The 25,734-nt window shown below is 48.1% G+C and carries 24 protein-coding genes and 1 tRNA gene; 1 reads left to right on the top strand and 24 read right to left on the bottom strand.

What is annotated here, in order from left to right; translation table 11 throughout:
• Positions 1-12: 12 nt before the first annotated feature.
• The 17 genes from DESLBE_RS26065 to DESLBE_RS25985 all read right to left on the bottom strand — a co-directional run bounded on the left by DESLBE_RS26065 (position 13) and on the right by DESLBE_RS25985 (position 16,135).
• Positions 13-573 carry a hypothetical protein gene (locus DESLBE_RS26065; protein WP_015944573.1) on the bottom strand — a complete coding sequence of 187 codons (561 nt, stop codon included), beginning with the start codon at positions 571-573 and terminating at the stop codon, positions 13-15.
• A complete protein-coding gene (locus DESLBE_RS26060; RefSeq protein ID WP_144678564.1) occupies positions 560-1,270 on the bottom strand; it encodes a permease prefix domain 1-containing protein in 711 nt (236 codons plus the stop codon). Before DESLBE_RS26060 ends, DESLBE_RS26065 begins: the two co-directional genes overlap by 14 nt.
• Complete coding sequence (locus DESLBE_RS26055; protein ID WP_015944575.1) at positions 1,257-1,601, bottom strand: helix-turn-helix transcriptional regulator; 345 nt, start codon at positions 1,599-1,601, stop codon at positions 1,257-1,259. Before DESLBE_RS26055 ends, DESLBE_RS26060 begins: the two co-directional genes overlap by 14 nt.
• Positions 1,602-1,699: 98 nt before the next feature.
• Positions 1,700-2,845, bottom strand: a complete 1,146-nt coding sequence (locus tag DESLBE_RS26050; protein ID WP_015944576.1) for a metallophosphoesterase — start codon at positions 2,843-2,845, stop codon at positions 1,700-1,702.
• A gap of 80 nt (positions 2,846-2,925) precedes the next feature.
• Positions 2,926-3,002, bottom strand: a tRNA-Pro gene (locus DESLBE_RS26045).
• A gap of 93 nt (positions 3,003-3,095) precedes the next feature.
• Entirely contained in the window at positions 3,096-3,548 is a 453-nt protein-coding gene (locus DESLBE_RS26040) for an ACT domain-containing protein (RefSeq protein WP_005811150.1), read from the bottom strand.
• 155 nt (positions 3,549-3,703) lie between these two features.
• Positions 3,704-5,188: a stage IV sporulation protein A gene (spoIVA, locus tag DESLBE_RS26035; protein WP_015944577.1), complete on the bottom strand. Its 1,485-nt coding sequence runs from the start codon at positions 5,186-5,188 to the stop codon at positions 3,704-3,706.
• A gap of 420 nt (positions 5,189-5,608) precedes the next feature.
• The gene (locus DESLBE_RS26030) at positions 5,609-6,667 is read right to left on the bottom strand and encodes an NAD(P)H-dependent glycerol-3-phosphate dehydrogenase (RefSeq protein WP_144678563.1); all 1,059 of its coding nucleotides are present in this window, start codon (positions 6,665-6,667) and stop codon (positions 5,609-5,611) included.
• Between the two features lie 18 nt (positions 6,668-6,685).
• Positions 6,686-7,273 (bottom strand): glycerol-3-phosphate 1-O-acyltransferase PlsY, encoded by a 588-nt coding sequence (plsY, locus tag DESLBE_RS26025; protein ID WP_144678562.1) that lies wholly within the window; start codon positions 7,271-7,273, stop codon positions 6,686-6,688.
• 2 nt (positions 7,274-7,275) lie between these two features.
• Positions 7,276-8,601: a ribosome biogenesis GTPase Der gene (gene der, locus DESLBE_RS26020; protein ID WP_018306797.1), complete on the bottom strand. Its 1,326-nt coding sequence runs from the start codon at positions 8,599-8,601 to the stop codon at positions 7,276-7,278.
• Positions 8,594-9,931, bottom strand: a complete 1,338-nt coding sequence (locus tag DESLBE_RS26015) for a DUF512 domain-containing protein (protein ID WP_144678726.1) — start codon at positions 9,929-9,931, stop codon at positions 8,594-8,596. Before DESLBE_RS26015 ends, der begins: the two co-directional genes overlap by 8 nt.
• The gene (locus DESLBE_RS26010; RefSeq protein WP_144678561.1) at positions 9,924-10,565 is read right to left on the bottom strand and encodes a hypothetical protein; all 642 of its coding nucleotides are present in this window, start codon (positions 10,563-10,565) and stop codon (positions 9,924-9,926) included. The genes DESLBE_RS26015 and DESLBE_RS26010 overlap by 8 nt, the downstream gene beginning before the upstream one ends.
• Positions 10,566-10,589: 24 nt before the next feature.
• The gene (gene ftsW, locus DESLBE_RS26005; RefSeq protein ID WP_018306795.1) at positions 10,590-11,777 is read right to left on the bottom strand and encodes a putative lipid II flippase FtsW; all 1,188 of its coding nucleotides are present in this window, start codon (positions 11,775-11,777) and stop codon (positions 10,590-10,592) included.
• Between the two features lie 109 nt (positions 11,778-11,886).
• On the bottom strand, positions 11,887-13,872 hold the full coding sequence (locus tag DESLBE_RS26000) for a bifunctional 4-hydroxy-3-methylbut-2-enyl diphosphate reductase/30S ribosomal protein S1 (protein ID WP_144678560.1): 1,986 nt from the start codon (positions 13,870-13,872) through the stop codon (positions 11,887-11,889).
• Positions 13,873-13,993: 121 nt separating this feature from the next.
• Positions 13,994-14,584: a lysophospholipid acyltransferase family protein gene (locus tag DESLBE_RS25995; protein ID WP_005811133.1), complete on the bottom strand. Its 591-nt coding sequence runs from the start codon at positions 14,582-14,584 to the stop codon at positions 13,994-13,996.
• Positions 14,581-15,291: a (d)CMP kinase gene (gene cmk, locus DESLBE_RS25990; protein ID WP_144678559.1), complete on the bottom strand. Its 711-nt coding sequence runs from the start codon at positions 15,289-15,291 to the stop codon at positions 14,581-14,583. The genes DESLBE_RS25995 and cmk overlap by 4 nt, the downstream gene beginning before the upstream one ends.
• A gap of 88 nt (positions 15,292-15,379) precedes the next feature.
• On the bottom strand, positions 15,380-16,135 hold the full coding sequence (locus DESLBE_RS25985) for a type II CAAX endopeptidase family protein (RefSeq protein WP_018306792.1): 756 nt from the start codon (positions 16,133-16,135) through the stop codon (positions 15,380-15,382).
• Between the two features lie 25 nt (positions 16,136-16,160).
• Between DESLBE_RS25985 and DESLBE_RS25980 the strand changes: the two genes are divergently transcribed.
• Positions 16,161-16,499: a hypothetical protein gene (locus tag DESLBE_RS25980; RefSeq protein WP_172625505.1), complete on the top strand. Its 339-nt coding sequence runs from the start codon at positions 16,161-16,163 to the stop codon at positions 16,497-16,499.
• 114 nt (positions 16,500-16,613) lie between these two features.
• On the opposite strand, the gene DESLBE_RS25975 is transcribed toward DESLBE_RS25980, so the two are convergent.
• The 7 genes from DESLBE_RS25975 to DESLBE_RS25940 all read right to left on the bottom strand — a co-directional run bounded on the left by DESLBE_RS25975 (position 16,614) and on the right by DESLBE_RS25940 (position 25,587).
• Positions 16,614-18,419 carry an L-lactate permease gene (locus DESLBE_RS25975; protein ID WP_144678557.1) on the bottom strand — a complete coding sequence of 602 codons (1,806 nt, stop codon included), beginning with the start codon at positions 18,417-18,419 and terminating at the stop codon, positions 16,614-16,616.
• A gap of 496 nt (positions 18,420-18,915) precedes the next feature.
• A complete protein-coding gene (locus tag DESLBE_RS25970) occupies positions 18,916-20,787 on the bottom strand; it encodes an L-lactate permease (RefSeq protein WP_144678556.1) in 1,872 nt (623 codons plus the stop codon).
• Between the two features lie 674 nt (positions 20,788-21,461).
• Positions 21,462-22,769, bottom strand: a complete 1,308-nt coding sequence (aroA, locus tag DESLBE_RS25960) for a 3-phosphoshikimate 1-carboxyvinyltransferase (RefSeq protein ID WP_011460209.1) — start codon at positions 22,767-22,769, stop codon at positions 21,462-21,464.
• A complete protein-coding gene (locus tag DESLBE_RS25955) occupies positions 22,756-23,667 on the bottom strand; it encodes a prephenate dehydrogenase/arogenate dehydrogenase family protein (protein WP_144678725.1) in 912 nt (303 codons plus the stop codon). The genes aroA and DESLBE_RS25955 overlap by 14 nt, the downstream gene beginning before the upstream one ends.
• Positions 23,667-24,695: a 3-deoxy-7-phosphoheptulonate synthase gene (aroF, locus tag DESLBE_RS25950; RefSeq protein ID WP_011460211.1), complete on the bottom strand. Its 1,029-nt coding sequence runs from the start codon at positions 24,693-24,695 to the stop codon at positions 23,667-23,669. Before aroF ends, DESLBE_RS25955 begins: the two co-directional genes overlap by 1 nt.
• A gap of 80 nt (positions 24,696-24,775) precedes the next feature.
• Positions 24,776-25,141 (bottom strand): chorismate mutase, encoded by a 366-nt coding sequence (aroH, locus tag DESLBE_RS25945; protein WP_144678554.1) that lies wholly within the window; start codon positions 25,139-25,141, stop codon positions 24,776-24,778.
• Positions 25,142-25,158: 17 nt separating this feature from the next.
• Entirely contained in the window at positions 25,159-25,587 is a 429-nt protein-coding gene (locus DESLBE_RS25940) for a HutP family protein (RefSeq protein ID WP_015944588.1), read from the bottom strand.
• Positions 25,588-25,734 lie beyond the last annotated feature (147 nt).

The raw sequence follows: 25,734 nt of genomic DNA, 5'->3' as shown, positions 1-25,734 counted from the left end.
TTACCACATCCCTTAGCCCACTTCATTCTCGGCACGAAATAAAATACTGTCCCCTTCACCATAACCACGAACCTCTTTTAGACCCCCATTCGGAGCATCTTCATCGGTCTGCCAGGTAAAAAGAAACAAATCCCCGTAGAATTCAGTCTGAGTCAAAATCCTTCCATCCCTTAGGATAATCTCAACCTTCTTAATTCTGGGGTCATTGGCGATTCCATAAAGTTTGAAATCATAATGACCATCATTAAAAGAACCATCCATCGTATAGTCTATTGCCTTAGTAGGATCATTTTCAAAGCCGACGGGGTTATTGCCAAAGCTCCAAAAAAAGAAGAGCTCTTTTTTTACCGTATTACAGGATACCCATCGATCGTATTTCCCCAAAATGTACTTACCTTTGTCAAAGTCCTCCATATGCACAACCTTCGATGGTCCATAATGGATGCTGCGTTCAGAATGTTCATGGGCTGACAGCGGACTCAGGTAGAGGCCCGAACGCAGAATAAACATAGCGCCTAACACAACCATCAGGAGCATGTTGCGCATGATTTTCTTAGATCTACTCATGGACATCACCGGCCTTCAGCGGGATTTCAACCCGATAACTTCTATTGAAGTGATCATAGCTGATGATTAAGATCTCCGCTGTTTTATCAAAATCCTTAAAGGTTCTTATTCCTTTCGTGACAATTCCTCCGTTGCTGCTGCCGGAGCCACTCCAATATTCATTTTCCAGATTGTCCGAGATCCTGCCGATTCCGCCTAAGCTCCATCCTCTCCCCCAGAACCGGGTATCGTAATATTTATAGATAATGCTTAATTCCCCATTCTTTTTCAGAATAACACGGGTAAATTCAATCACTGTATCATCCAAATATACTTTTTCATCAACCTTTAAATCATAGACTATGTCGGTAGGGGGAATATCCTTGGCCGGATCATCAGCCAGCAAAGAGTCCGTGATAGGTATTCCATAAATCAAGAGATTAATGGCAACTAATAACACAACCGCTTTATTGGTTAACCACCATAACCAGCCAATGAGCGGATTATGCTGTTTATTGAGCTCTATGCCAATTTCCTTTGGCTCCCCCATACCCTCCACCGCTAAATGTACGGCGGCTTCTTCCTCATAGCCTTGTTCAAGATAGTCCTCGATTCTATCCCAAAGGTGGCTTTCCAGTTCAGAACGGATGGCCTTTTTGTCAAAGGAAAATTTAACATAGGATAAAACATTTCTCAAAAAATTATCAAGCTCAGGAGAAGGCATGGACATTACCACCTATGACTTTGTTTACTGAAACCGAGAACGTTTCCCAGGTCTGCTTCTCCTCCGCCAGCTGCTTTTGACCCTTACCGGTTATTTTATAGTATTTCCGCTCTTTACCTGTTTCACCTTTCACCATATACGAGGTGACTAATCCGTTATTTTCAAGCTTATGAAGAACGGGATAGAGTGTCCCCTCTTTGAACAGAAAGGTACTGTCCGAACGGGATTCCAGCTCCTTGATTATTTCATAACCATACCGATCCTGCTCTTGAAGCAAAGTCAGCACTAAAAGATTCGTGCTGCCACCAATCAAGCCTTTATCAATTTTCATCGTGCCACTCTCCTTATAAATATACCTTGATCATCTATGTACATTATACATAGATGATCAAGGTATAGCAAGAAGATTTAATTGAATCCCCTTGCGTTCTAACGCAATAAGATACTGACGATTTCACTGTGGGTACCGATCCGCATGGGCATCCCCCAGGTCCCCGCACCCGACGTCACGATAACATGGGGGCTGTCGGCATCCTTTTGGTAGTGCCCGTAGTCGACAACGAATAGGGCGTTTGTGAACAAACTGCCTGGAAATATCTGACCTCTGTGTGTATGCCCGGCAAGGACCAGATCAATCTCCGGGCCATATTGGTCAAGGTTTGAGGGAGTATGATCCATGACGACAACGGGTATATTGGTCGGCAGGGAAGCAATGGTCTCCGTCATATCTTTTCTTTTCAGCTCCCCAAAGCCCCCGATGGGTGAAGAGTCCAACCGGCCGATCAAAACCAGCCGCTCATCAATTATGGCGTATTCATCATTCAGAAGCTTGATATTGCTTTGCTCAAGGAAACCCATCATTTCGTTAAAGGTTTTGCCCCCGTCATGATTGCCCAGGCAGGCATAGACGCCGTACGTTGCCTTAATACTTTTAAACAGCTCAATGGCTGCGGAAGGATTGCGCAGCGCATGATAATCATCGTTAAAAATATCCCCGGCCAGACAGACAAGATCCGGTTCCAACTGATTGATACCCTGAACGATATGTTCCAGATTTCTTTCGGAATTGACAGCACCCAAATGCAGATCGCTGATCAGGACAATGTTCATATCGGCCGCTAAGGTCGTGTCTTTTGTTTGAACGGCATAGGAAACATATTTGATTTGATTGGCGTTATAAAGCCCATAACTGACCAGGCCGGCCGTTAATAAAATCACAAGCAGGCCCGCATAGAAACGGATATTCTGAGGGATAGGCCTGGGAATTACCTTGAGGATACTTCCTAATACTATCACCAAATCTGCCACCATAAAAAATAAGAACAGATAGATAAAGACACCCATCCAATGTGCGCCTATCCAACTCATGATCTTTTTTAGGGAAGCAGAAAGAGGCAAAAAACCAAGGATCAGAGATAAAGCAAAAAACAGATAGATACCTGCGTAAACCCTGGCGTTGATATACGGAAAAAGCAAGCTAAGCCATTGGAATAGCCCTCTCCCGATATAATAGTTCACACCTCCGTAAACAGAGAGTATCAATATCACACCCAAAATAAAGCCCGATATGTTCATGCACCCCTTCCTCTCCGGGTATAAAAAAACCCGCAAATCTTTGCCTGGAGCAAGTTTGCGGATTTCTCTAATTTCGTTAATGGTCGGAGCGACACGATTTGAACGTGCGACCTCTACCACCCCAAGGTAGCGCTCTACCAAGCTGAGCCACGCCCCGATTGCATCCCGTATTTGAGGGACTTATATAAAATAACACATGTTTTAAAAAAATGCAAGACATAAGTTGGCAACACACACTTTATTTTATCAGCTAATTTTGTCCGATAACCTCTATTTTCCGAACCCCGTCTATCTCACCTAATGCCGATAATAGATTTTCCGGGATATCCACCATCCCCATATTCTCCACGGATATGGTGACATTAGCGATCCCCTGGAGAGGGATTCCCTGATTAATGGTCAGCACATTAGCCTTAAAACGGGCAATGGTATTCAACACATTGGATAAAACCCCTGCCGTATTCTCCAAAGTCAGGGAAAAGGTAATGATCTTTTCCCTGCTGGCCTCATAGAAGGGAAAAACCCCATCCTTATATTTATAGAAGGCGCTGCGGCTCAGCTGGACCCGGTCCACAGCCTCATTAATCGTATTTGCATCCCCTTTAACCAACAGTTCTTTAGCCTGGGCTGTTTTGAGGATGGCCTCGGGGAGTATATCTTTGCTGACGATTAAAAAATCTTTATTCCGGTTCTGACCCGCCACTGGCTCTCGCTCCCTACTCCTGAACTATGGGGCTACAGGTGTTATTAGTGACCATTATAAGCAAATGTCTATCCTATAGCAAGAGTGAATCAAGGGGACAGGTCCCGTTTTTCATGAATGAAAAACGGGACCTGTCCCCTTGATTCACTTTTGGGCTAGATGATGATGCAGATTAGACCGCCGTTGCCGTCATTGACAATCCTTTGTAAGGTATCCTGAAGCTTGTGCTGGGCATTTTCCGGCATCCGGTAAAGCTTCGTCTGTACCCCTTCCCGGACCAAGTCATGCAGGGACTTGCCAAAGATATTGGATTCCCATACCTTCTTGGGATCGGATTCGAATTCATCAAGGATATAGCGGACTAAATCCTCAGCTTGCTTCTCTGTTCCGATCAGAGGAGTAATCTCTGTGGTAACATCCGCCCGGAGAATATGGAGGGAGGGAGCACTGGCTTTCAGCTTGATGCCATAATGCCCGCCGGATTTCACCAGTTCCGGCTCTTCCAGATACATTTCGTCAAGATGGGGGGTTACTACGCCATAGCCATTGCTGCGCACTTCTTCGATGGCCGGGGCCAGTTTATCCCATTCCTTTTTGGCCTTGCTGTAATCCAGGACCAGCCTCATCAGGGTGTGTTCCCCTTCTACATTGACTCCGGTCATTTCCTCGAGGACTGTCTTAAACAGTCCATCAATAGCCGTCATTTCAATTTCGGCGATCCCCGTTCCCAGGTTCATCTGCTTAAGCAGAACATCCTGAGCATTGGGGCATTCCCCCAGTTTATCCAGGGCCATATCGATATCGCGGATACGGCGGATGCCCTCAACGGATTGGCGAACAGCCTCTTCGAAGCTGGCCCGGACAGGATGGCTGGATTCCAGCTCTTCAACCCACTTAGGAATCTCAATATTAACTTCTGCTACCGGGAACTCATAAAGAACTTCTTCGAGAATTTGCGTAATATCTTCCGGAGTCATATCCAGGCAATTGACCGGAATAACAGGCACATTATATTTCTCTTCGAGTGAGCTGCTCAGCTCCATGGTCATTTCCGAATAAGGACGAGTGGTGTTCATAACGACCACATAAGGCTTTCCTAACTGTTTCAGCTCTTCAATGACTCGCTCTTCAGCATCCACATAGGCTTCCCTGGGAATGTCGGTAATGGAGCCATCTGTGGTAATGACAATACCGATGGTGGAATGATCTGTGATCACTTTGCGTGTGCCAATCTCAGCCGCTTCTTGGAACGGAATGGGCTCATCGCTCCAGGAGGTCCGAACCAGACGAGGCTCTTCACCATCTTCCGACTCGTAGCCAATAGCCCCTTCCACAGCATAGCCGACACAATCCACTAAACGAACTTTCATTTGGATGCTGTCTTTAATCAGAATTTCTACCGCATCCGATGGAATAAATTTAGGCTCCGTCGTGGTGATCTGCCTTCCTGAACCACTTTGGGGAAGTTCATCATTCGCCCGCTCCCGCTCAAATACATCCATGATATTGGGCAGGACTTGGAGGTCCATGAAGCGTTTGATAAAGGTGGACTTCCCAGTGCGGACTGGCCCAACGATTCCGAGGTAGATATCGCCCCCTGTACGCTCAGCAATATCTTTAAAAATGTCCACTTTTTCCACAAAAATTCCCTCCCTTTTGAGTGCTGTCCCAAAACCGGGGAAGGGCCCCCACCTTATCCCCCCACCTCCCTGACACAAGATGATGGATACCGGATAACTGGACTAGCACATTACGCAGTATAAGTATATTGACCGGCTTGGGCAATTATGTCAAAATTCCTTTTTGCCCTGATAAATTAATTTTCTCCTTGAATTCATCCGAATTCACCACCCAATCCTTTATCATTGCTATGTAAAAATCAAGCAATATATTCCATTTCAACGAAAAATAGGGTACAAAAAGCTAACCCAAATTCGGAATCGATTACGAATTTCGGAACTGTAAGAGGATATATCTGCAAAAAAAGAGCACCGCCAACCCTTTATTAAAAAGAGTCTGACGACACTCCCAACCTTCTCAAGTATTCAATCGTTCAGGTTTTACTCACCATGACCATCCGGGCCATTCTCCTGATAAGAACCCTGTTCCATGGCAATCAGAGCCACTTCCTCAATCTCGTGCTTTTTGCCTCTCATCATCAGAGCGGATACTGCCGCCCTGGGATCGGCACCCTGAAAAAGAACCTGGTAAGCCTGTTCTGTGATGGGCATGGAGATTTCATACTGACGGCTCAGCTCGTAGGCAACGCGGGTAGTGCGAACGCCCTCGACCACCATACCCACCTCTTTGAGGACTTGCTCCAAAGGTTTACCCTCGCCCAAAGCAACCCCAGCCCGGTGATTGCGGCTATGCCGGCTGGTGCAGGTTACAATAAGATCCCCCACTCCGGCCAGGCCGGCAAAGGTCAGCGGGTTCCCTCCCATGGCCGCACCTAAGCGGGTAATTTCAGCAATCCCACGGGTCATCAGTGCAGCCTTGGTATTATCCCCAAAGCCTAAGCCGTCGGCAAAGCCGGCACACAGAGCAATAATATTTTTAAAAGCTCCTCCCAATTCCACACCGATGGTATCCGGATTGGTGTAAACGCGGAATTTAGGAGTCATCAGCATATCCTGAACAGCTTCCGCAGCCTGACTGTTTTGAGAAGCCACCACAACCGTGGTCGGCATATCCTTGCCTACTTCCTCAGCGTGGCTGGGACCGGATAAAACCACGATGGGATGATGGGGAAGTTCTTCAGTCAAGACCTGAGAAAGCCGCTTGTGACTTCCCTCCTCCAGCCCTTTGGCCGTGTTCACAACGATGGTTCCCGGTTGGAGATAGGCCCTGATCTTTTGGGCCGTCTCCCGTACGCTATGGGAGGGCACACTGAGCACCAGCATTTCCGCTTCCTCAAGCACCCCTGCGTCCCCTGTGGGGCGCACTGTTGGGGGCAGCACCACCCCCGGCAGATAAGGACGGTTTTCGCGTCTCTGCTCCATGAGATCCATCTCGCTGAGCTTTCGCCCTACTAAGGCAACCTCATGACCTGCTTTACCCATGGAAACGGCCAGGGCTGTTCCCCAACTGCCTGCGCCATAGACAGCTATTTTAGCCAATGTAATCCCCCTTCCCACTTATCGCTTTAGGTTAAATTTATTTTCCGTTCCCTTAAGAACTCTTTGAATATTGGTTCGGTGACGAATCACCACGCCGCTGACAGCGATCACGGCAAACACTTTATAAGCCATGGGCTCATTAAAAAGAAAAACGAGAATTCCCACGGTTAAGGCAGCCAACACGGACCCCACGGAAACATAACGTGTCAAAAAGACAACCAAAACAAAGAGGACAATGGCAATAACAGTAATCTTGGGCATCAAAACGAGAATGATCCCAAAGCCCGCGGCCACCCCTTTGCCACTGGGCTTAAAGCCAAAAAAGGGATTCCAGCTGTGTCCGGCCATAGCCAGTAATCCGGCTATAATCCCTCCCCAAGGGCCAAAAAAGCGATAGCCCAGATAAGCGGCCAAGGCTCCCTTTAAAGCATCCCCCAAAAGGACGAGAACTCCCAATTTTGCCCCCAGCAAACGAAAAGCGTTGGTGGTTCCTATGTTCCCGCTGCCATGCTTGCGCACGTCCATGCCTTTATAGCGGCCTGCCCAATAAGCAAAAGGAATGGCCCCCAACAGATAAGCGATAATAAATATCGCGTATTCCCACATCCTTATTCCCTCTCTTCATCCTTTTGTCTCACAATCATCCGAATCGGTGAACCCTCAAACCCAAAGCTGCTGCGCAGCTGATTTTCCAAATATCTGCGATAAGAAAAATGCATTAACTCATGATCATTGACAAAGAAGACAAAAGTCGGTGGTTTCACTCCCACCTGGGTGGCATAAAGAACCTTTAAACGCCGTCCCTTATCCGTGGGAGGGGGATTGAGATGGACCCACTCTCTCACTAAGGTATTCAGAGTAGCTGTCGCCACACGGGTCGAATTCTGCTCGGCCACAAAATCTACTAAATCCAAAAGCTTAGTGACCCGCTGCCCCGTTTTGGCTGAGATAAAGAGAGTCGGGGCATATTGCATAAAGCCCAATTCCTCCCGGATATCCTTTTCAAAGCGGTTCATGGTCTTATCATCTTTTTCAATCAGATCCCATTTATTGACCACTAAGACGATCCCTTTGCCCGCCTCATGGGCATATCCGGCAATCTTCTTATCCTGTTCCGTAACCCCTTCACCGGCATCGAGCAACATCAGAATCACATCGGAACGATCCACGGCACGCAAAGAACGGGAGACGCTGTATTGTTCGGTCAATTCCTCGATGCGGCCCTTTCTTCTCATCCCGGCCGTATCGATAATGATATAATGCTTGCCCTCATGCTCAAAGGCAGAATCGATGGCATCCCGGGTGGTGCCGGGAATGTTGCTGACAATCACCCGCTCTTCTCCCAGCAGGGTGTTTACCAAAGAAGATTTCCCCACATTGGGACGGCCGACCACAGCGATCCGGATGGTATCCGGGTCCACCTCTTCCTCAATGTCCTCAGGAAAGTGGGAAACCACCTCATCCAGCAAATCACCGATATTCATGCCATGAACTGCCGAGATCGGGACGGGTTCCCCTAAGCCCAGATTATAAAACTCATAGAGCTCCGTTTTAGCGAAATTCTCCACTTTGTTAGCGGCTAAAATAACCGGCTTTCCTGATCGCCTTAAGGTCTGAGCAATCATATCATCATCAGGAGTCGGCGAAATCTGGGCATCGATCACAAAGACGATCACATCCGCCTCTTCGATAGCAATCTCCGCCTGACGGCGCATTTGGGCGCTTATGGGAGTATTTTCATTGACAAATTCGATACCCCCCGTATCAATAATTGTAAATTTACGCCCTAACCACTCAGAATCCCGATAGAGCCGGTCCCGTGTCACACCGGGCCGGTTCTCCACGATAGCCACAAGCCCCCCTGCCAGACGGTTGAACAGGGTTGACTTTCCTACATTAGGCCTTCCCACGATAGCTACAACTGGTTTACTCACAATCTTCACCCTCCAAATCCAATCCGGTCACTGCTTCCAGGAAAGCCCTCCCCTGGTTCTCAACCACCAGTGGTATCCCCTGCAGCTCTTCAGCCAGCCATTCCACGCTTCGATCATCCAGAAATACCTCTTCATCTGCTTTAAGCATCACCCGTGGAATTAAAAAAATCTCTCCTTTAATATTACCTATCTGCCCGGCAATATCCTGAGCGGTCAACAAGCCTGCCACGGTCACCGTGGGGCCAAAGAAACTATTAATAATAGTATGACGTTGGACGGTCAAACCTTCAATAGGCGTTAACTTTTTTAGCAAATCCTCAAAAAAGGGAGCCGCCGACACTCCGGTAATCAAGTGCACCTTCCGTTGCGGGATGGCAGGAGGAAGACTTTGCCGAGCATAATCGAATTCCTGGCGGAATTTGCTGGCCATGCCCACACCGTTTTCCAACTGGGCGAAATCATCATAGATCTCTATAGATGGATAGTCCCGTCCTGCCGAAGCATAGAATTCGTCGGAAAAATACACCAGACTGCGACCTGTTTTCCGGCGGTATTCCTTTTGCCACATTTCACCCTTGGCTAAAATACTCCAGGCTTCCTCAGAAGTAAAAGGGCGTAAATCCGGGAGATTTGCCCGATGCTTTGTTAAACCTACAGGCACCACCGCGATGGATTGCACCGAGGGGTGAAGGTTTCCCAGCTCACGTACGGTCTGCTCAAGCACCTCTCCATCATTATAACCTGGTACCAAAACGATTTGGGAATGAATTTGGATCCCCGCCCCGGCAAGCCGCTTTAATTGCGAGGATAAATCACCTGCCCTGGGATTCTTCATCAGGCGGACCCGGGCTTCGGCATCCCAGGCGTGAACCGAAATGTATAAGGGACTAAGATGGAACTTAAGGATCCTCTCAAACTCATCCTCATCTAAGTTGGAAAGGGTGATAAAGCTCCCTTGGGTCAGGGAAAGGCGGTAATCATCATCTTTATCATAGAGGCTGGCTCTCATTCCTGGGGGCATCTGGGCTACAAAACAGAAGATACAATTGTTCCGGCATAACTTTAAACCGTGGGAACTGACAGCCTGAACCTCCAAGCCCAATTCCTCGCCGTAGGAACGTTCAATCTCCAGTTCCCAAAGCTCTCCGCCGGCCTTTTCCAGCAGCAAGGTAAACTCATCTTCCGCGGTTAAATACTGAAAGTCAATAATATCCCCAATCTCCTGTCCATCAATGGCAAGGATCTGATCACCACATTCTATCTCCATCTCTTCGGCGATACTGCCTGCATGGACAGCCGCAACGACTAAACCTTGTGCCAAGTTAGTCATCCTTTCTATAAACACTGCCTTCTTCCCCTTGTGATTCCTGAGGAGCAGCCATCGGCAAGAGGCTTAAGGCTTTTCTGGTTTGGTAATGTTCCCGAACTTCTCTGAGCACAGCAATGATGGCGCAGGCCCCAATGCTGAAGTGCCAAAGGAAGGCATTGGGAATCGTATAATATCTCACCACTCCGTCAAACAAAAAGACGGTGAAGGCCATGCTTATAAGCATTCCTCCGCCAAGAGTGGCGATCATGCCCCACTGACTGCGGGTACTGAAAAAGGCCACCGCTACAAAGAACCCTGCAAAGAGCCATTGTTCATAGGCAAAAATACCCGGCTCATTGAGTACGAACAAATCCTGAGCCACTAAGCAAAAGCTTGCCAAAAGGATACCTGGGTATTTTCGCTCTTCGGTCTTCTTCCAGGCCACTAAGGTAAGGGTTATCAGGACAAAGATCCGCGGAAAGTGCCAATCCCAGGGCGGAGAAAAGGCGACATTGTATTCCACAATCCAGCCCAGAACCCAAGCCAAAGGGATCATCCTCAAGCCTTTTTCAATATGGAAATAGGGCCACTCCATCCAGGCCAAAAAACCCAGACTAAGGAGCAGCCACTCTCCTAAAGGAAAAACCAAGCCCATCCCTCCTATGCTTGACTTTTCCTATTATTCCCGCAAAGCCCGTCCTTCAACCGGGGTCATAGCTGAAGAGCGCCCATGAGGCCTGGATATCTTGCTGTATCGGGAAATATTCAGCAGGATGCCAATCTCCACCAAAGTAATCACCAAGGAGCTCCCTCCGTAAGAGACTAAGGGCAGGGTAATCCCGGTTACAGGCAATACTCCTGTGACGACGCCAAGATTGATCCCGGTTTGAACAGCCAGGGAAAAGGTAATCCCAAAGGCCAGCAAACGTCCGAAACGGTCCGGGCACCGTCTGGCAATATAGAATCCCCTTCCGTAGCAGAGGATAAACAAGCTGATCAATAATAAGGCACCCATTAATCCCAGCTCTTCGCCAATTAAAGCAAAGATCATATCTGTATAGGTCTCCGGCAAATAGCCGAACTTTTGCATGCTTCGTCCTAAGCCCACACCGAAAATCCCCCCCGACCCGAAGGCAATTTCCGCATTGGTAATCTGATACCCCGCGTTCATGGCATATTTCCAGGGATCCAGCCAAACGACAATGCGCTGCCACTGGTAGGAAGTGTTATAAATCAGGTAGAGAAGAGGGCCGCCCAAACAAGGAACCGCCAGGATAAACCACAGCGCCGACAGCTCTGTCTGCCAGAAAAGGGCGGCGGCCGTAAACACCAGAACCATGGTCGTTCCTAAATCAGGCTGTTTGTAGACCAAAGCAAAAAGAGGAATCAGGATGAGGGCCGGCAAGGTAAGATCCTTTAGGTTTTTCACGGGATAACGATCTATAAAGTTGACCAAAAAAAGCACCATGGCGACTTTGGCAATTTCCGAAGGCTGGACATTGACAGGGCCGATTTGCAGCCAGCGGGAAGCTCCGTTGACTTCTTCAACACTGTCTGAGCTAAGGACCATAACCAGCAGAATCATGGTAACACCCATCCCAATACCGGCGAATTTTTTAAGGAAGGGATAGGGGATCCTGGTCATGATCAGTGCCGCAAAGCCACCCAGTAATGCCCACTTCCCCTGCTTCACCACATAGAAAAAGGTATTATCGTTATCATTGTAGCCTCGCACCGAACCAGCTGTAAGCACCATGACCATCCCAAAAGCGAGGATAGCAAGCACCGCTATCAATAAGTAAAAATCCACCTCATGCAAGGGTTTGGGCATTTTTCCAAGAAGAGAGCGTTTGCGTTTTTTCGGCACTGCTGATCCCTCACTTTAACTTTCATCAGTGGATTATTTCTACGGACAGCAAATGACTTCCTGCAACCTTGCAAGAAGTCATACATGCCAAATGATCAAGTTTTACCTTTTAGGATTCTGATTCGGATTGAACCACATCACCGATGGTAACCTGAGGTGCTTCAGGCTGACTGGCCAAGAGTTCTGCATCTTCCGTAGCCTGTGCTTCGGCAGCGGCTTCACGGATACTTAAACTAATCCGCTTCTCTTCCGGCTTGCATTCAATGACCTTAGCCTGAACCATGTCACCGACTTTCACTACATCTTCAACTTTATTAACCCGCTTTTCGGAAAGCTGGGAAATATGAATCAGAGCATCGATGCCGTCCTCCAGTTGGACAAAGGCTCCGAAGGGGGCGATGCGCACTACTTTTCCAGTGACCAAAGAGCCTAAGGCATATTTTTCAGGAGCACTTTCCCAAGGGCTGGGTTTTAATTGTTTCAGACCCAGAGAAATTTTGCCCTGCTCTTTATCCACTTTGAGGATTTGAACTTCTACTTCATCCCCCACATTGACATATTCAGAAGGATGCTTAATCCGGGTATAAGCTATATCGGAAACATGAAGCAGTCCATCCACTCCGCCGATATCCACAAAAGCACCGAACTGAGCCAGCCTCTTCACCACACCGCTGACCACATCCCCTTCCTGAAGGGTCGCCAGGAGATGCTCTTTCTTAGCCGCCTGCTCTTCTTGGAGGATTTCTTTCTGAGAAAGGACAACGCGCCGCTTAGCCGGATCAAACTCGATCACTCTGAGACGGAGGGTTTGGCCTTTAAATTGGTTCAAATCTTCCACATAACCCGGTTGAATTTGAGAGGCAGGAACAAAGCCGCGCATACCTACATCAACAATCAGCCCGCCTTTGACCACATCGGCCACTTTGCCTTGAATTTCTTCTTTACTCTCCGCTAATTCTTTCAGCTTGTCCACGGCAGCCATTTCATCAGCCCGGCGTTTCGAGAGCACCGGGTTTCCTTCTTCATTCTCCACACGGAGAACAACGGCGCTGATTTTATCGCCGATGGCTACAATATCGCTGGTTTGCAGATCGGAAGCTACGGTAAGCTCTTTCAAAGCGATAACGCCTTCCGATTTCCAACCTAAATCGACAAATACTTCATCGTGATTGATTTTTACTACAGTTCCTGTGACCAGAGCTCCCCGGTGCAAATTTTGCATTCCCTCGGCCCAGTCCTCCATATTCATCATTTCATGAGTTTCCTTGTTTTCCATTGTTGACATCTTCCTATAAACCTCCTCAATAATCCAATCTGGTGTCGAGGCTCCCGCCGTTAATCCTACGGTGACCACCCCTGTGAACCAGTTATCTTCCAATTCGTCGGCGGTTTCGATAAGATAGGTCTGAGTTCGTTCAGAGCAAATCCCCGCCAGTTTTCTGGTGTTGGCACTGTTTTTGCCCCCAACCACAATCATCACATCAACTTTGCCGGCCAATTCACGGGCCACGGTCTGCCGCTCTTCAGTGGCATTGCAAATCGTATTATGTACCTTGAGCGCGTGAGTATGGGTTTTTAACTCATCCACAATCCCGTGGAAATTAGCAGCCGGCTGGGTTGTTTGAGCAAGCACGGAGAGCTGCTCATAAAAGGGGAGTTCCCTGGCTTCCTCAAGGGTCTCAATAGCAATGGCATTGCCGCCGGCCCAGCCTAAAATCCCCTGGACTTCCGGGTGCTGCCGATCCCCCACCACCACGACCTGACCGGACTGGGAAGATTCTGCCGCCAGCCGCTGAGCCTTTTGCACAAAGGGGCAGGTAGCATCCACCACCTTGACTTGACAGCGCCGGGCTTCCTCATAGATATCCGGAGGCACTCCGTGGGAGCGAATAATCAAGGTGTCCCCGGCTTGAGTCTCCTTCACTTCCCCGACGACACGAACCCCTTGTTTCTCCATTTTTTCCACAACCTGTTGGTTATGAATTAAGGGACCTAAAGAAGCGGTACTTGAAGATTGAACTGTTCGCTCCGCCATATCCAAAGCTCGTTTAACACCAAAGCAAAATCCGGCTTTTTCTGCCCGGATGATTTTCAAGTTTGCCCCTCCTTAACTCGCATTACGCTTAAAATTCGCTATAATTCCCAAAATTCCTTCATTAGAATTAAATTGCCCTCTCTGAGAAAAAAAATTCATTGTCCGTTTACGGACAAATAATCTAGGCTTTTAATTCCACAATGGCCTTCATGATTTGGTCGGCAGCCCACTCTCTGCGGTTCTCAACCCCTTCAGGCGCTTTGAGCTGTTCAGGAAAGATCGGTTTTCCCACAATGACTTCCAGGTGTCCCCATCCCCGCACAAAAAGATTTTGAGTTCCATTGACCCGCACAGGCACGATGGGAGCCTGGCTTTTTTCCATCAACAAAATCATCCCGGGAAACCCCTTTTGCATTGCACCGGTTTTAGAGCGGGTTCCTTCGGGAAAAAGTCCCAGAACTTTCTCCTCCTTAAGAACCTTCAGGGAATTGCGAATCGCGCTGGTATCTCCTTGTCCCCGCTTGACGGGGAATGCTCCCAATCTGCGAAAAATCCCCCCCAAAAGGGGGTTGGCGAATAGTTCTTCCTTAGCCATAAAGGAAACATCCCGGGGAACACTGCAGGCAGCTACCACAGGATCCCAGATGCTGACATGGTTGCTGACTATGATCACCGGTCCCTCCTTGGGGAGATTCTCAACACCATGGATTTTCCAGCCCATCACTCGAAACTGGAGGCGGAATATCCTTTTAAGAAACTGATATAGGTTCATTGGTTCTGACTCCTTACGTACCCTGTCTCCACTTTATCCTCCACTTTATCATTGAATAAGCTGAGGATACGGTCAACAATCTCCTCGATCTGTAAACCGGTCGTATCCAGCAAAATCGCATCCGCCGCCGGAATTAAAGGAGAGACAGCCCTTTGCTGATCATAGTGATCCCGGGCATCCATGTCCCTTTGCACCTCAGCCAGGGACAGCTCTTTTCCGGCTCGCTGAAGTTCCAGCCAACGCCGCCGGGCCCTTTCTTCAGATGAAGCGGTCAGGAAGATTTTGAGGTCGGCATCAGGCAGGACATAGGTTCCGATATCCCTGCCGTCCATGACCACCCCTCCCTGCCCGGCTTCCTGCCGCTGGAGTTCTACCAAGCGTTCTCTGACTTCGGGGTAAGCGGCAATGATGGAAACCGAACGGGATACTTCAGGGCTGCGTATAGCTTCCGTAACATCCAAGCCATCACAAAACACCCTTCTTGCCGTTGAGTGTTCCAGAGTGATCTCCGTTTGCCGGGCCATGCCCGCAATCTCCTCTTCCTGTGTAAGCGCTATATTCAGGCGCAAAGCTTTGTAAGCTATGGCTCTGTACATTGCTCCTGTATCGACATAAAAAAATCCCAACTGCCTGGCGATTGCCTTGGCAATTGTACTTTTTCCCGCACCGGCAGGGCCGTCAATTGCTATCTGAAGATTTTTTTTCACAGTAACACCCTCAATTTGGCCAACTTCAAAACGACAGTTTATTATACCATAATGGCCCCTGACCAACAATCCGTTCTTCATCCTTCCCTCACACCAGTCCCTCGGAAAGAGCAACTAAAAGCAAGGCCACAATATTATTGACGGCATGTAAAGCTACGGCAGGTTTGATGGACTTATGCTTCATTACAAGATAAGCCAAAACCATCCCCAGAACAAAACGGGGCAGAAAGCCGTAAGACTGCAAATGCAGTCCGGAAAAAATCGCCGCACTTACGGCCGCTGCAGTCCACTTACCCATATAAGTCTGCAAACTGCCGAAGATAATTCCGCGAAACATGGTCTCTTCAATAATCGGGGCCAGCATGCCGGCCAGGATAAGATTAAGGCAAAAGGTCACCACCGTGGCATTGCCCATTAATTGTGTATAAACATCTGTATCCGGAGGGGTAAATCCTTTCTGCAGCAAATACGCTGCATAAAAAATATTAATAATCCAGGTCAGTATATAAAAGGCGATTACACTTCCCACATATCTGCCCTTAACATCCTTCCATCCCAAATCACTCCAGGTCCAGCGGCGGACTTTCATGATGGCTATAATAACAACCAGAAACATACCTTGGGTCACAAAGCCATTGACATAAAGCAGAACACGCTCATATTCCCACCAACTGGCGAACCAGGCCATGACATAGCCTACACCGAGATAAAGAAAGATGATGCCCAGAAGGGCATAAAATAAGTCAACCCAAGTTAATTTTCTGGGCATCATCTCTGGTCCATCTTCCTGCTTTATATGGGGTTCCTGTTTTAGTTCATGCTCTTGATTTTCGATTCCCCTCACCTCACCATTACCATTTGCTAATTAATTGAGTTTATGGCAATACTATTCTTATTGTAAAACAAAGTGTCCGGGAGGTCAAAGCATGGATGGCATCGATTCAATTGTTGTGGATACTGCCCCTGTTACCACACTGCAGGTTTTTCATAAGCGGTTGAAAATTCCTCTTCCTGTTTACCTCGACGGGGTGGCTGAATTCACTGATCCCTGGGATGAACAGGCCTATCAGCTTTTTGTTCAGCATTACTTAGATGAGATGAAAGATCCCGGTATCCTCGGCATGGTACGGCAGGAGCATGATGACCACTATGTTTATCTTGATGCCGCCATCCGTTATCCTTCGGAGTCTCCTTTGGGTTCCCAGTAGAGTGCCGACAACATCCTTGCGCATACTTTTGGTGGTGCTGAGAAAAAAAGAATGGCTGGCAGCATAAATGCTCCAGCCATCCCTGAACTTGCTTAGTCCGTCCCGGAAATGCCTCTAGGCGTTGATTTTTCTATTCGGTGTCATCGGAGGAAGTTTAGCCAGTCTTCCTTTATTGGTAGCAATAATGACTATTGCCGCTGTGTATACTGCCACAGCGATAATCGTACCAATGTTGAAAATACTCGATGCCGGAGTATAGATAATTGAGTAGCCGATGGCTGCAGGAAGGAATGCATAGTAGAGGAAGGGGAAGAATGTTTTGCGGATAACCAGACCTTCTTTTCCCAGAAGACCTACGACTGCCGATGCAGCAACAACGTTGTGGACGCAGATAATATTGCCCGCTGCACCGCCGACGGCTTGAAGAGCGACAATCCAGGTCGGATCGACAGCAATCCGCTCACCTACACCAAACTGGAACAAGGAGAACATCATATTTGATACGGTGTTACTGCCGGCTACGAAGGCACCCAGACCACCGATGGTGGGAGCAAAGAGGGGCCATGCGGAGCCTGCTAAACCTGCAACTGCTTCAGCAAGAACGATGGGCATTTGGGCATAGCCTGCCAATCCGCCACCTGAGTTCATGAATACTTGAACCATGGGCACTGTAAAGATTAACGCAGAACCGGCCCCCAGCATGGTTTTGAAGGAACTCTTCCATGCCCGGCCATAAGCCGCTCCGTCCATTCTATGGAGGAAGAAAGTAATGATGGTAACAAAGATGAAGGCTGATCCTGGGGAAAACAGAATTTCCCAAGAAGCTGATATGCTCGTTCCAAAAATATTGGGGATAACAATTTTTGCTTTCTTAAGAAGGGTTGCCAAAGGTAAGAAAGAGACACGAGTAGCCACGAGGGTTAAGCCAATGAGAACATAGGGCATCCAAGCTACTAATCCACTCATCTTATTTTTAGCTGCAATATTTTGGATTTCAATAGTGCCAGTCCAGGATGGATCCCAATTTTTCTTCTCATCGAAATCCCAAGCTTCACCTTTCGGCATAAGGAATCCTTTTTTAGCGGCCGGAACCACGATTGCCAGACCAATCAAACCACCCAGCATAGAGGGGAATTCGGGTCCGAGCAGGTTGGCAACGATAATATAAGGAACAGTCATGGCTAAAGCTGCAAAGATGGCAAATGGCCATACGGCAAGACCTTCACTAAAGGATTTGTTTTTGCCAAAGAAACGAGTCATGAAGGCAACGACGAAGAGGGGCATTAAGATACCGGCTGTGACATGCAGCAAGGCAACCTTATTGGCGATACCAAAGGCTATGAAATTATGCCAGTCAGAGAATCCTAAGCTGGAAGCATAAGCTTCGAGTTCCGCAGTTTTCAACCCCGTACTTACCCCGGTGAGCATTGGTGTTCCAACTGCACCGAAGGAAACAGGAGTACTTTGGATCATCATCCCTGCCACAACGGCCGCCATAGCTGGGAAACCAAGGCCGACCATCAAAGGAACGGCTACTGCAGCAGGTGTACCGAAGCCGGAGGAGCCTTCGATAAAGGAACCAAAAAGCCAAGCTACAATAATAACCTGAATACGACGGTCAGGCGTGATATTGGTAAAACCATTCCGAATGGTTTGAAGCCCGCCGCTCTCCTGCAAGGTGTTCAGAAGCAGGATGGAGCCGAAAATAATATATAAGAGCGTGATGGCAGTGACAATACCATTAACCGTGGCTGCACCGACCTGGGCGCCCGGAACTTTCCATACAAAAAGGGCTAGTACCACTGCTACTACAAAAGAAATTGGCATCGCTTTACTTGCGGGCCACTTTAAGCCGACTAGAAAGATTGCAACGACTAAGATTGGCATCAATGATAGGATGGCTAATAGTCCTGTACTCATTATAGACCTCCTCAATTTTTCTCTAAATAATACTCATTTAATCTTTGTTTGCTTGTTCATCGTTTTCCAGAAAGTATTTAGTTTCTAAAGCTGATTTCTAAAATATCATTCACCTCAATAAGCATCCCCCCTTTAAGCGTAAAAAAAATAGTCAAATGATAATATATCATCTGGCTAGACCAGCCTTTGTTTTACTATTTCGACAAAGAGCTTAATATTCCTCTTTTTAATTTGAAAATTTACAATAATTAAAATTTTCTCAAGATACTTGTAAGGATGTTTATACTATTAATTCTATATTTTCTAAATGCTTAGCATATTCCTATAATTCGACCTAGTCCCTTTATTTCCTCTTTTTTCGACTCATTTTTTATTACCACGCTATTTTGGCCAATGAATCTACGGCAAAAGACGGCTTCTGGCTGAATGCCAGAAGCCGTTTTTTGCTTGTTTTCAGTCTGTCTAACTGCGACAGTTCGCTTAAGGAGTAAATAAATCAAGTATTGATGCTTTTGGGTATGGAGGTGTTCAACTTTTTAAGCCTGTTTTTGTTCGTGGCTATAACATAGATCAATACTGCATAGAACACGGCAAGAATGATTGAACCTAAGTTAAACGGTCCTTGGGCGTTCCAGTACAGAAGCGAATAGCCAAAGGCACCGGGAATAAAGGCATAGTAGAGGAAGAACATAAAGGTCTTTCTGATGGTATCCCCTTCTCTGCCCAGGAAGCCAACCACAGCAGAAGCAGCTACAACGTTGTGGATACAAATAACGTTTCCTGCTGCACCGCCAATGGCCTGGAGAGCAACAACCCAAAGGGGCCACTGCATTGCCATGGGAGCCAGGGCAGGATTGCCGTCTACAATCAGCTGAGCAGTCTGGAACTGGAACAAGGAGAAGGTCATATTGCTGACGGTATTGGAACCGGCGACAAAAGCGCCTAAACCACCGATAATCGGTGCAAACAACGGCCACAATCCACCTGCTAATTGGTAAGTGGCTTCAGCCAAGGCATAGGGCATTTTGAGCAGTTCGGCGGCTCCGCCACCGGAGTTGATGAACACTTGAACCATGGGCACGGTGAAAATCAAGGCCACGCTGGCACCGGCAGTGACTTTACCCGCTTGTTTCCAGGCTTTGACGTAGGCATCTGTCTTCATCCCATGAACCAGGAAGGTCAGTAAGGAAACAATGATAAAGATCGTACCCGGCGAATAGAGAATGACCCATTTTTCAGTCAAGCCGCCGATGGCAGGATAGGTAATCGCCACATCATTTAAAAAGGCTTTAAGAGGCGGCACAAGACGGGTAATGAGGATCAGACCTGCTACAAAAACGTAAGGAAGCCATGCGACCAATGTTGACATACCACCGGGCTTTTCAACATAATGAACATCAATATTGCCCGTCCAGGAGGGATCCCAGTCCTTCTTGTCAATGAAGTCCCAGGTGTCTTCTTCTTTGGGAGTAAGGAACTTGTTCTTGGCAGCGAAAACGACGATCACCAGTCCGATGAGGGCTCCCAGCATCGAGGTTAACTCGTAGTTGACAAAACGGTTGATTAAAACGTATGGGATGGTAAACGCAAGAGCACTAAACAAAGCGAAGGGCCAAATAGCGATCCCTTCCGACCAGGATTTGTTCTTGCCAAAATATCTGGTCATGAAAGCGACGACGAAAAGAGGAGTCAAAAATCCGCCGACGAAGTGTAAAATAGCCACATTATGAGCAATAAGCGCTACAAACTGATCATAATAAGCAATTGGATTCAGATTGCCTGCTTGATCCACAATATTAATGCCGAGTTTAGAGGCAAATTCATTGATGCCGGAATCCGCTCCGGCTCCCAGACCGGAACCGACTCCCGTACGCATGGGAGTTCCTACTGCGCCAAAGGAAACCGGTGTGCTCTGAATCATCATACCGGCGATAACCGCGGCAAAGGCCGGAAAGCCGAGTCCCAGCATCAAGGGGCAAGCCACAGCCGCCGGAGTACCGAAACCGGAAGCGCCTTCAATGAAAGAACCAAACAGCCAGGCCACGATGATGACCTGAATACGCCTGTCAGCAGAAACCCCGATAAGGCTTTGCCGAATCTGTGCCAAACCGCCCGACTCCATAATTGTATAGAGGACAAGAACGGAACCGAAGATAATATAAAGAAGGCTAAGGGATACGACAAGACCTTTGACTGTTCCGCCAACGATCTGGATAACCGGTAATTTCCATACTAACAAGCCAACGATTACTACCGTAATATATGAAAGGGGCATCGCTTTACTTGCCGGCCATCTCAAGCCGACAAGAAAAATCGCCACAACCAAAATCGGCAATAAGGCCAAAAATCCTTGCAATAGAATGCTCATGTATTTACCTCCCGCTCGTGATTTTAAACTGCTCAATAAGATTTACTTTTTTAATACTACTAAACCAATTAAGAAAAATGACAAATAATAATTCAGTAATTTCAGGGTAGTAATATTTCCAGAAGTAAAATCTAAATGTTCATAATATCTACTGCCCTTTCACTTATGGCTGATCTTTGCTGAATTTCTCACCTCCAAAATCTGGAATAAAATAATTTTCTGAACATCCGGCAAAGTCATTTCTTCTTTAAGCATCCCCCCTTTCAAAATTTCAAAAGTATTCCGCTTACTTTCAATAATCTGAATTTTGAGTTTATATTTATCTGTTATTCTACGTAATAATACGTTTCCCTTCTTCGTGAAATAAATAATTTCCAATAATTTTAATACTCACTCTATTTCGGATAGTGTGATTTATCAATAATCCGTCTATCATCTGCCGAGCTGACCACTAGACCAAAAATAATTTTAAAAGCATTGAACGAAGAAATTCGACATCATCGTGTCAATTCCTTCCTACTTGCGCAACTTTTTTAATAATTAATTATTTTACCTATTATCAAAATATTCGGTTTCCTAAATAAATAGTATAGAAACAAGCAAAAAAGAACCGCTTATATGCCAAGCAGTCCTTTTTACCTTATTGAGAATATTTCGTTCATAAGTTAAGAAGCTTACGATTCAGCTATCTCATGGATCAGTTCCAGAAAGTTAGGAAAGGAAACCTCTGCTGCTTCGATGCCTTGCAGACTTATCCCTTCCTCGGCAAGCAGGCCTGCCACCACCCAAGCCATGGCCAGACGATGATCACCATGACTATGAGCCGCTCCCCCGCGCAAGCTTTTAGCCCCTTGAATCCGCAAGCCGTCGGGAAGCTCCTGAGCGTTGGCACCCAGAGCCTGCAGGCCCTGGACGACCGTCTGTATCCGATCCGTCTCTTTGACCCGGAGCTCAGCAGCATCACGAATCACGGTTTCACCTTGGGCAAGGCTGGCCGCTACGGCCAAAACTGGAACTTCATCGATGAGCTTGGGGATCATTTCTCCTTGGATCTCTATGCCATGGAGCTGGGCCGGCCGTACGCGCAGATTGGCCCGGGGTTCACCGCATTCTTCCCGTTCCTCTTCTACCTGGATATCTGCCCCCATTTGCCAAAGAGCGTCCAGGATCCCTGTTCGGGTAGGATTCATCCCCACATTCTTAATCAGAAGTTCTCCTTGGGGAATGAGGGTTCCCAGAACCAGGAAAAAGGCAGCGGAGGAAATATCCCCCGGCACCGCTACCTCTTGCCCGGATAAGGCGGCTCCTCCCCTTACCTTGGCGGTGCGCCCTTCACTCTTCAGATCCACACCAAAGCCCCTCAGCATTCGTTCCGTATGATCCCGGGAAAGGCAAGGTTCTGTGACCATAGTCTCCCCTTTTGCTCTTAACCCGGCCAGAAGAATGGCAGACTTGACCTGAGCGGAAGCCACAGGTGAACGGAATTGAATCCCCTGTAAGAGGCCGCCTTGAATGGTCAGGGGGGCATATTTTCCCTCCTGCCGGCCGAGGATGCGAGCCCCCATCTCCTGCAAAGGAAGGGTTACCCGGGCCATGGGCCGGGACCTGATGGAAGAATCCCCGGTCAAGGTCGCGCTGAAGGGACAGCCTGCTAAAACACCCAGCATGAGCCTCATGGTGGTTCCGGAATTCCCCACATCCAAAATATCCTGGGGCTCATGCCAATTCTCAAAGCCCCGGCCTCTGATCCAGACTTCCGCATCCCGTCGTTCCCATTCCACACCCAGTGTCTTCAGGCATGCCAGCGTACTTAAGCAGTCCTGTCCCAGCAAAAAATTCGTAATATGGGTTTCACCCTGAGCCATCCCGCCGAACAAAGCAGCCCGGTGGGATATGGACTTATCTCCAGGGACCTCTATCTCACCTTGAATCCGCCCCATAGGATTAATCCGTATTCCTTTAGACTCATTATTTATTTGCATCTGATTCCCTCCGGTTCAGCATTTGACTCCTGGCCCCTTGAGCCCTCGCAAACACTTTAAGCATCTCTTCGCCATCAGTGCCCGCGATGATCTCCCGAATCTCCTTAACCTTTTCTTCCCAGATATCCAGGGAGCGGAGAATTGCCGAGGCGTTGGAAAACAATATATCCCGCCACATTTCCGGCGAACTATCCACCAGCCGGGTAATTTCCCGGAAGCTCCGACCGGCTATTTCAAGGGGTTTCCCTCTTAAATTCCCTTCTGCTGCAGTTAAGGCCAGGGCAAGGGACAGCACATGAGGCAGGTGACTGATCAAGGCCACTTCATCATCGTGATCCTCAGCTTCCCGCAAGATGATTCTTGCCCCAAGCCTCTGGACCAATTGAGAAAACTTTTCCACCATCTCCTGAGGACAAGAGGGGGGAGGAGTAATCACATAAGGATAGCCCTGGAATAAATTCGGTTTAGCCGCTTGAAATCCCTGCTGCTCTGATCCTGTCATGGGGTGGCCCCCAATAAAATAGACCGAATTCATCTGATTGGCTGCCCGGCATATGTCTATTTTTACACTTCCTACATCGGTGATGAGGCTGCCGGCAGGCACACAACCGACGACCCGGGCAAAACTTTCTGCCAGCAGGGAAATAGGCGTCGCCAGGATAACCAGATCCACATCAAGGCTCTCCGGTATCTCCTGCCAGCCCTCTTTGATCCATTCCCGAACTTTTGCTTCTTTCAGACTTTCTTCATTGCATTCTACAGCGCAGACAGACCACCCCTGCCCTGCCAGCGCACCTGCCCAGGACCCTCCAATCAGGCCGAGGCCGATGACACAAGCACGGGGCTGCCTTTGCCCTGTCCATCCTCCGGACAAAATAATTTCCCGACCTTTTTCCATCACCGGCGAGCCCCTTTCACCGGTCTGCCCAGTGCCTGAGCCAGAATCTCCAGCTCTGCCATCATCGAGGCAAAATTATCCGGAGTTAAGGACTGCTTGCCGTCGGATACGGCTTTCTCCGGTTGGGGATGCACCTCAACAATGATACCGTCCGCTCCGGCTGCTACCGCCGCTTTGGCCATGGGAGGCACCAGGTTCCAGCGACCGGTTCCGTGACTGGGATCGACAATAACCGGCAGATGGGAAAGGGATTGAAGAGCGGGGACCATGCTTAAATCCAGGGTATTCCGGGTATAGGTTTCAAAAGTACGAATCCCCCGCTCACAGAACATGACCTGGTAGTTGCCGCCATCCATAATGTACTCGGCGGCCATCATCCATTCTTCAAGAGTTGCCGAGGGTCCTCGTTTTAAGAGAATGGGTTTATTGGTTTTGGCTACTTCTTTCAGGAGGAAGAAGTTCTGCATATTGCGGGCCCCGATTTGCAGGATATCTGCGTAATGGGCTACAAGTTCCACATCCCGCACATCCACTACTTCGGTTATAACCAGCAATCCTGTCTCCTCCCTGGCCTCGGCAAGAAGCTTTAAGCCTTCCTCTTCCAAGCCCTGAAAAGCATACGGGGAAGTACGGGGTTTGAAGGCTCCCCCCCTCAAGAAGGTAGCTCCTGCTTCTTTAACAGCATGGGCAGTCTCGATAATCTGGGCCCGGCTTTCCACACTGCAGGGTCCCGCCATCACGTGAATTTCTTCGCCGCCGATCTCATAATCGCCGATCTTGATAATGGTATTCCCACTCTGAAATTCACGGCTGACAAGTTTGTACGGCGCCAGAATCGGAACCACTTTCTCTACCCAAGGCAGGGCTTCCAGATCCAGGGCTTTCAGCCGTGAGCGATCCCCTACAGCACCGATGATGATCTTCTCCACCCCTTGGGAGAGGTGAATTTTGAATCCTTCCTGGCTTAAACGCTCATTGATTTCCTGAACCTCTGCCTCACCGGCTCCACGCTTTAATACGATAATCATAATGTTCCACTCCTTAACTACCATCCTACATTTTTCCACTACTCACCGGCAAGGTGAGCAAAATCTACCATAATACAACTCTACTCAACAAGATCTCTGCGTAAATTAACGGCATCCCTTAGATAAACCGGATGAATTTCTTCCTGGGTCAAAGCAGACTCCACATGAAGCAGCACGCGGATGCACATCGGCAGTGAACCCGGAACAGGAACTTCATTCAGACAGATCATAGGGACCCGGTCCCAGCCCAGCTGGCGGGCGAAAGTCGCCGGGAATGCCGCATCAATATCCTTGGTCAGGGTGAAGATGGCACTGATAATATCCGTTGTTGCTAAAGAATTGCACTTGATCATCTCCTGCAAAAGCTCTTGTGTCCCTTCACGGATGTGTTCAGCATTATTTTCTTGAATCGTAATGGCACCCCGTATACCACGAACTCTTGTCACATTGGTTCACCTCCCTTTTAGTCCTTGATTTCTTTCGGCGCTGCCCTATGTCCCAGGCCTACCGCCACCTCATCCAAATGCAATAAACCCACGCCGAAGAAAACCGCTACCGATAAATGTTCATCTCTTCTGGCAATGCCTATTTTTCCACCGATATTCAATCCCATGGCCTTGGGCATAATCTGGCTCAAAGCTTCCCGGGTTGCACCGGCAACGGCTCCTTCATCGCCATGGGTTTCTTGAATGACCCCTTCCCGTTTCGCGGCAACAATGGCTCTTTCCACGATTTTTTTAATAGCTGTAAGATATTCGCCCCCATAATCCACCGCCACAGTGCGAATGCCGTGGCGTCCGAAACCGTCCTTCAAGTGAACTTCCTCTTCACGGCTTTCAGCCATAGCCATCCGCATCGCCGCCATAGCAATTTTCTTACTTTCAGCAACCATTCTATTCATTCCTTTCCCTAAAGGGATTCCTTGGCTTAGATTAACCCATCCTTAATAGTACTACACTATGTGCTTTAGCACATTAGGACATTTTGCCTAAAAAAGAAAACAAAAAAGACACCTACGGTGTCTAATTCACTAAATCAC

Origin of the sequence: Desulfitobacterium sp. LBE, assembly GCF_007830365.1 — a bacterium.
Lineage (GTDB): Bacteria > Bacillota > Desulfitobacteriia > Desulfitobacteriales > Desulfitobacteriaceae > Desulfitobacterium > Desulfitobacterium hafniense.
This window is presented reverse-complemented; position numbering and strand designations above follow the sequence as displayed.

Coding starts and splice junctions, on each gene's coding strand:
- DESLBE_RS26060 (WP_144678564.1), bottom strand. CDS start 1,270: ATGCCTTCTCCTGAGCTTGATAATTTTTTGAGAAATGTTTTATCCTAT.
- DESLBE_RS26055 (WP_015944575.1), bottom strand. CDS start 1,601: ATGAAAATTGATAAAGGCTTGATTGGTGGCAGCACGAATCTTTTAGTG.
- DESLBE_RS25970 (WP_144678556.1), bottom strand. CDS start 20,787: ATGAGCATTCTATTGCAAGGATTTTTGGCCTTATTGCCGATTTTGGTT.
- aroF (WP_011460211.1), bottom strand. CDS start 24,695: ATGATTATCGTATTAAAGCGTGGAGCCGGTGAGGCAGAGGTTCAGGAA.
- aroA (WP_011460209.1), bottom strand. CDS start 22,769: ATGCAAATAAATAATGAGTCTAAAGGAATACGGATTAATCCTATGGGG.
- DESLBE_RS25995 (WP_005811133.1), bottom strand. CDS start 14,584: ATGAACCTATATCAGTTTCTTAAAAGGATATTCCGCCTCCAGTTTCGA.
- DESLBE_RS25940 (WP_015944588.1), bottom strand. CDS start 25,587: ATGGTTGCTGAAAGTAAGAAAATTGCTATGGCGGCGATGCGGATGGCT.
- plsY (WP_144678562.1), bottom strand. CDS start 7,273: ATGTGGGAATACGCGATATTTATTATCGCTTATCTGTTGGGGGCCATT.
- DESLBE_RS25955 (WP_144678725.1), bottom strand. CDS start 23,667: ATGGAAAAAGGTCGGGAAATTATTTTGTCCGGAGGATGGACAGGGCAA.
- DESLBE_RS26010 (WP_144678561.1), bottom strand. CDS start 10,565: ATGGGCTTGGTTTTTCCTTTAGGAGAGTGGCTGCTCCTTAGTCTGGGT.
- DESLBE_RS25975 (WP_144678557.1), bottom strand. CDS start 18,419: ATGAGTACAGGACTATTAGCCATCCTATCATTGATGCCAATCTTAGTC.
- DESLBE_RS26015 (WP_144678726.1), bottom strand. CDS start 9,931: ATGACTAACTTGGCACAAGGTTTAGTCGTTGCGGCTGTCCATGCAGGC.
- DESLBE_RS26065 (WP_015944573.1), bottom strand. CDS start 573: ATGTCCATGAGTAGATCTAAGAAAATCATGCGCAACATGCTCCTGATG.
- DESLBE_RS26050 (WP_015944576.1), bottom strand. CDS start 2,845: ATGAACATATCGGGCTTTATTTTGGGTGTGATATTGATACTCTCTGTT.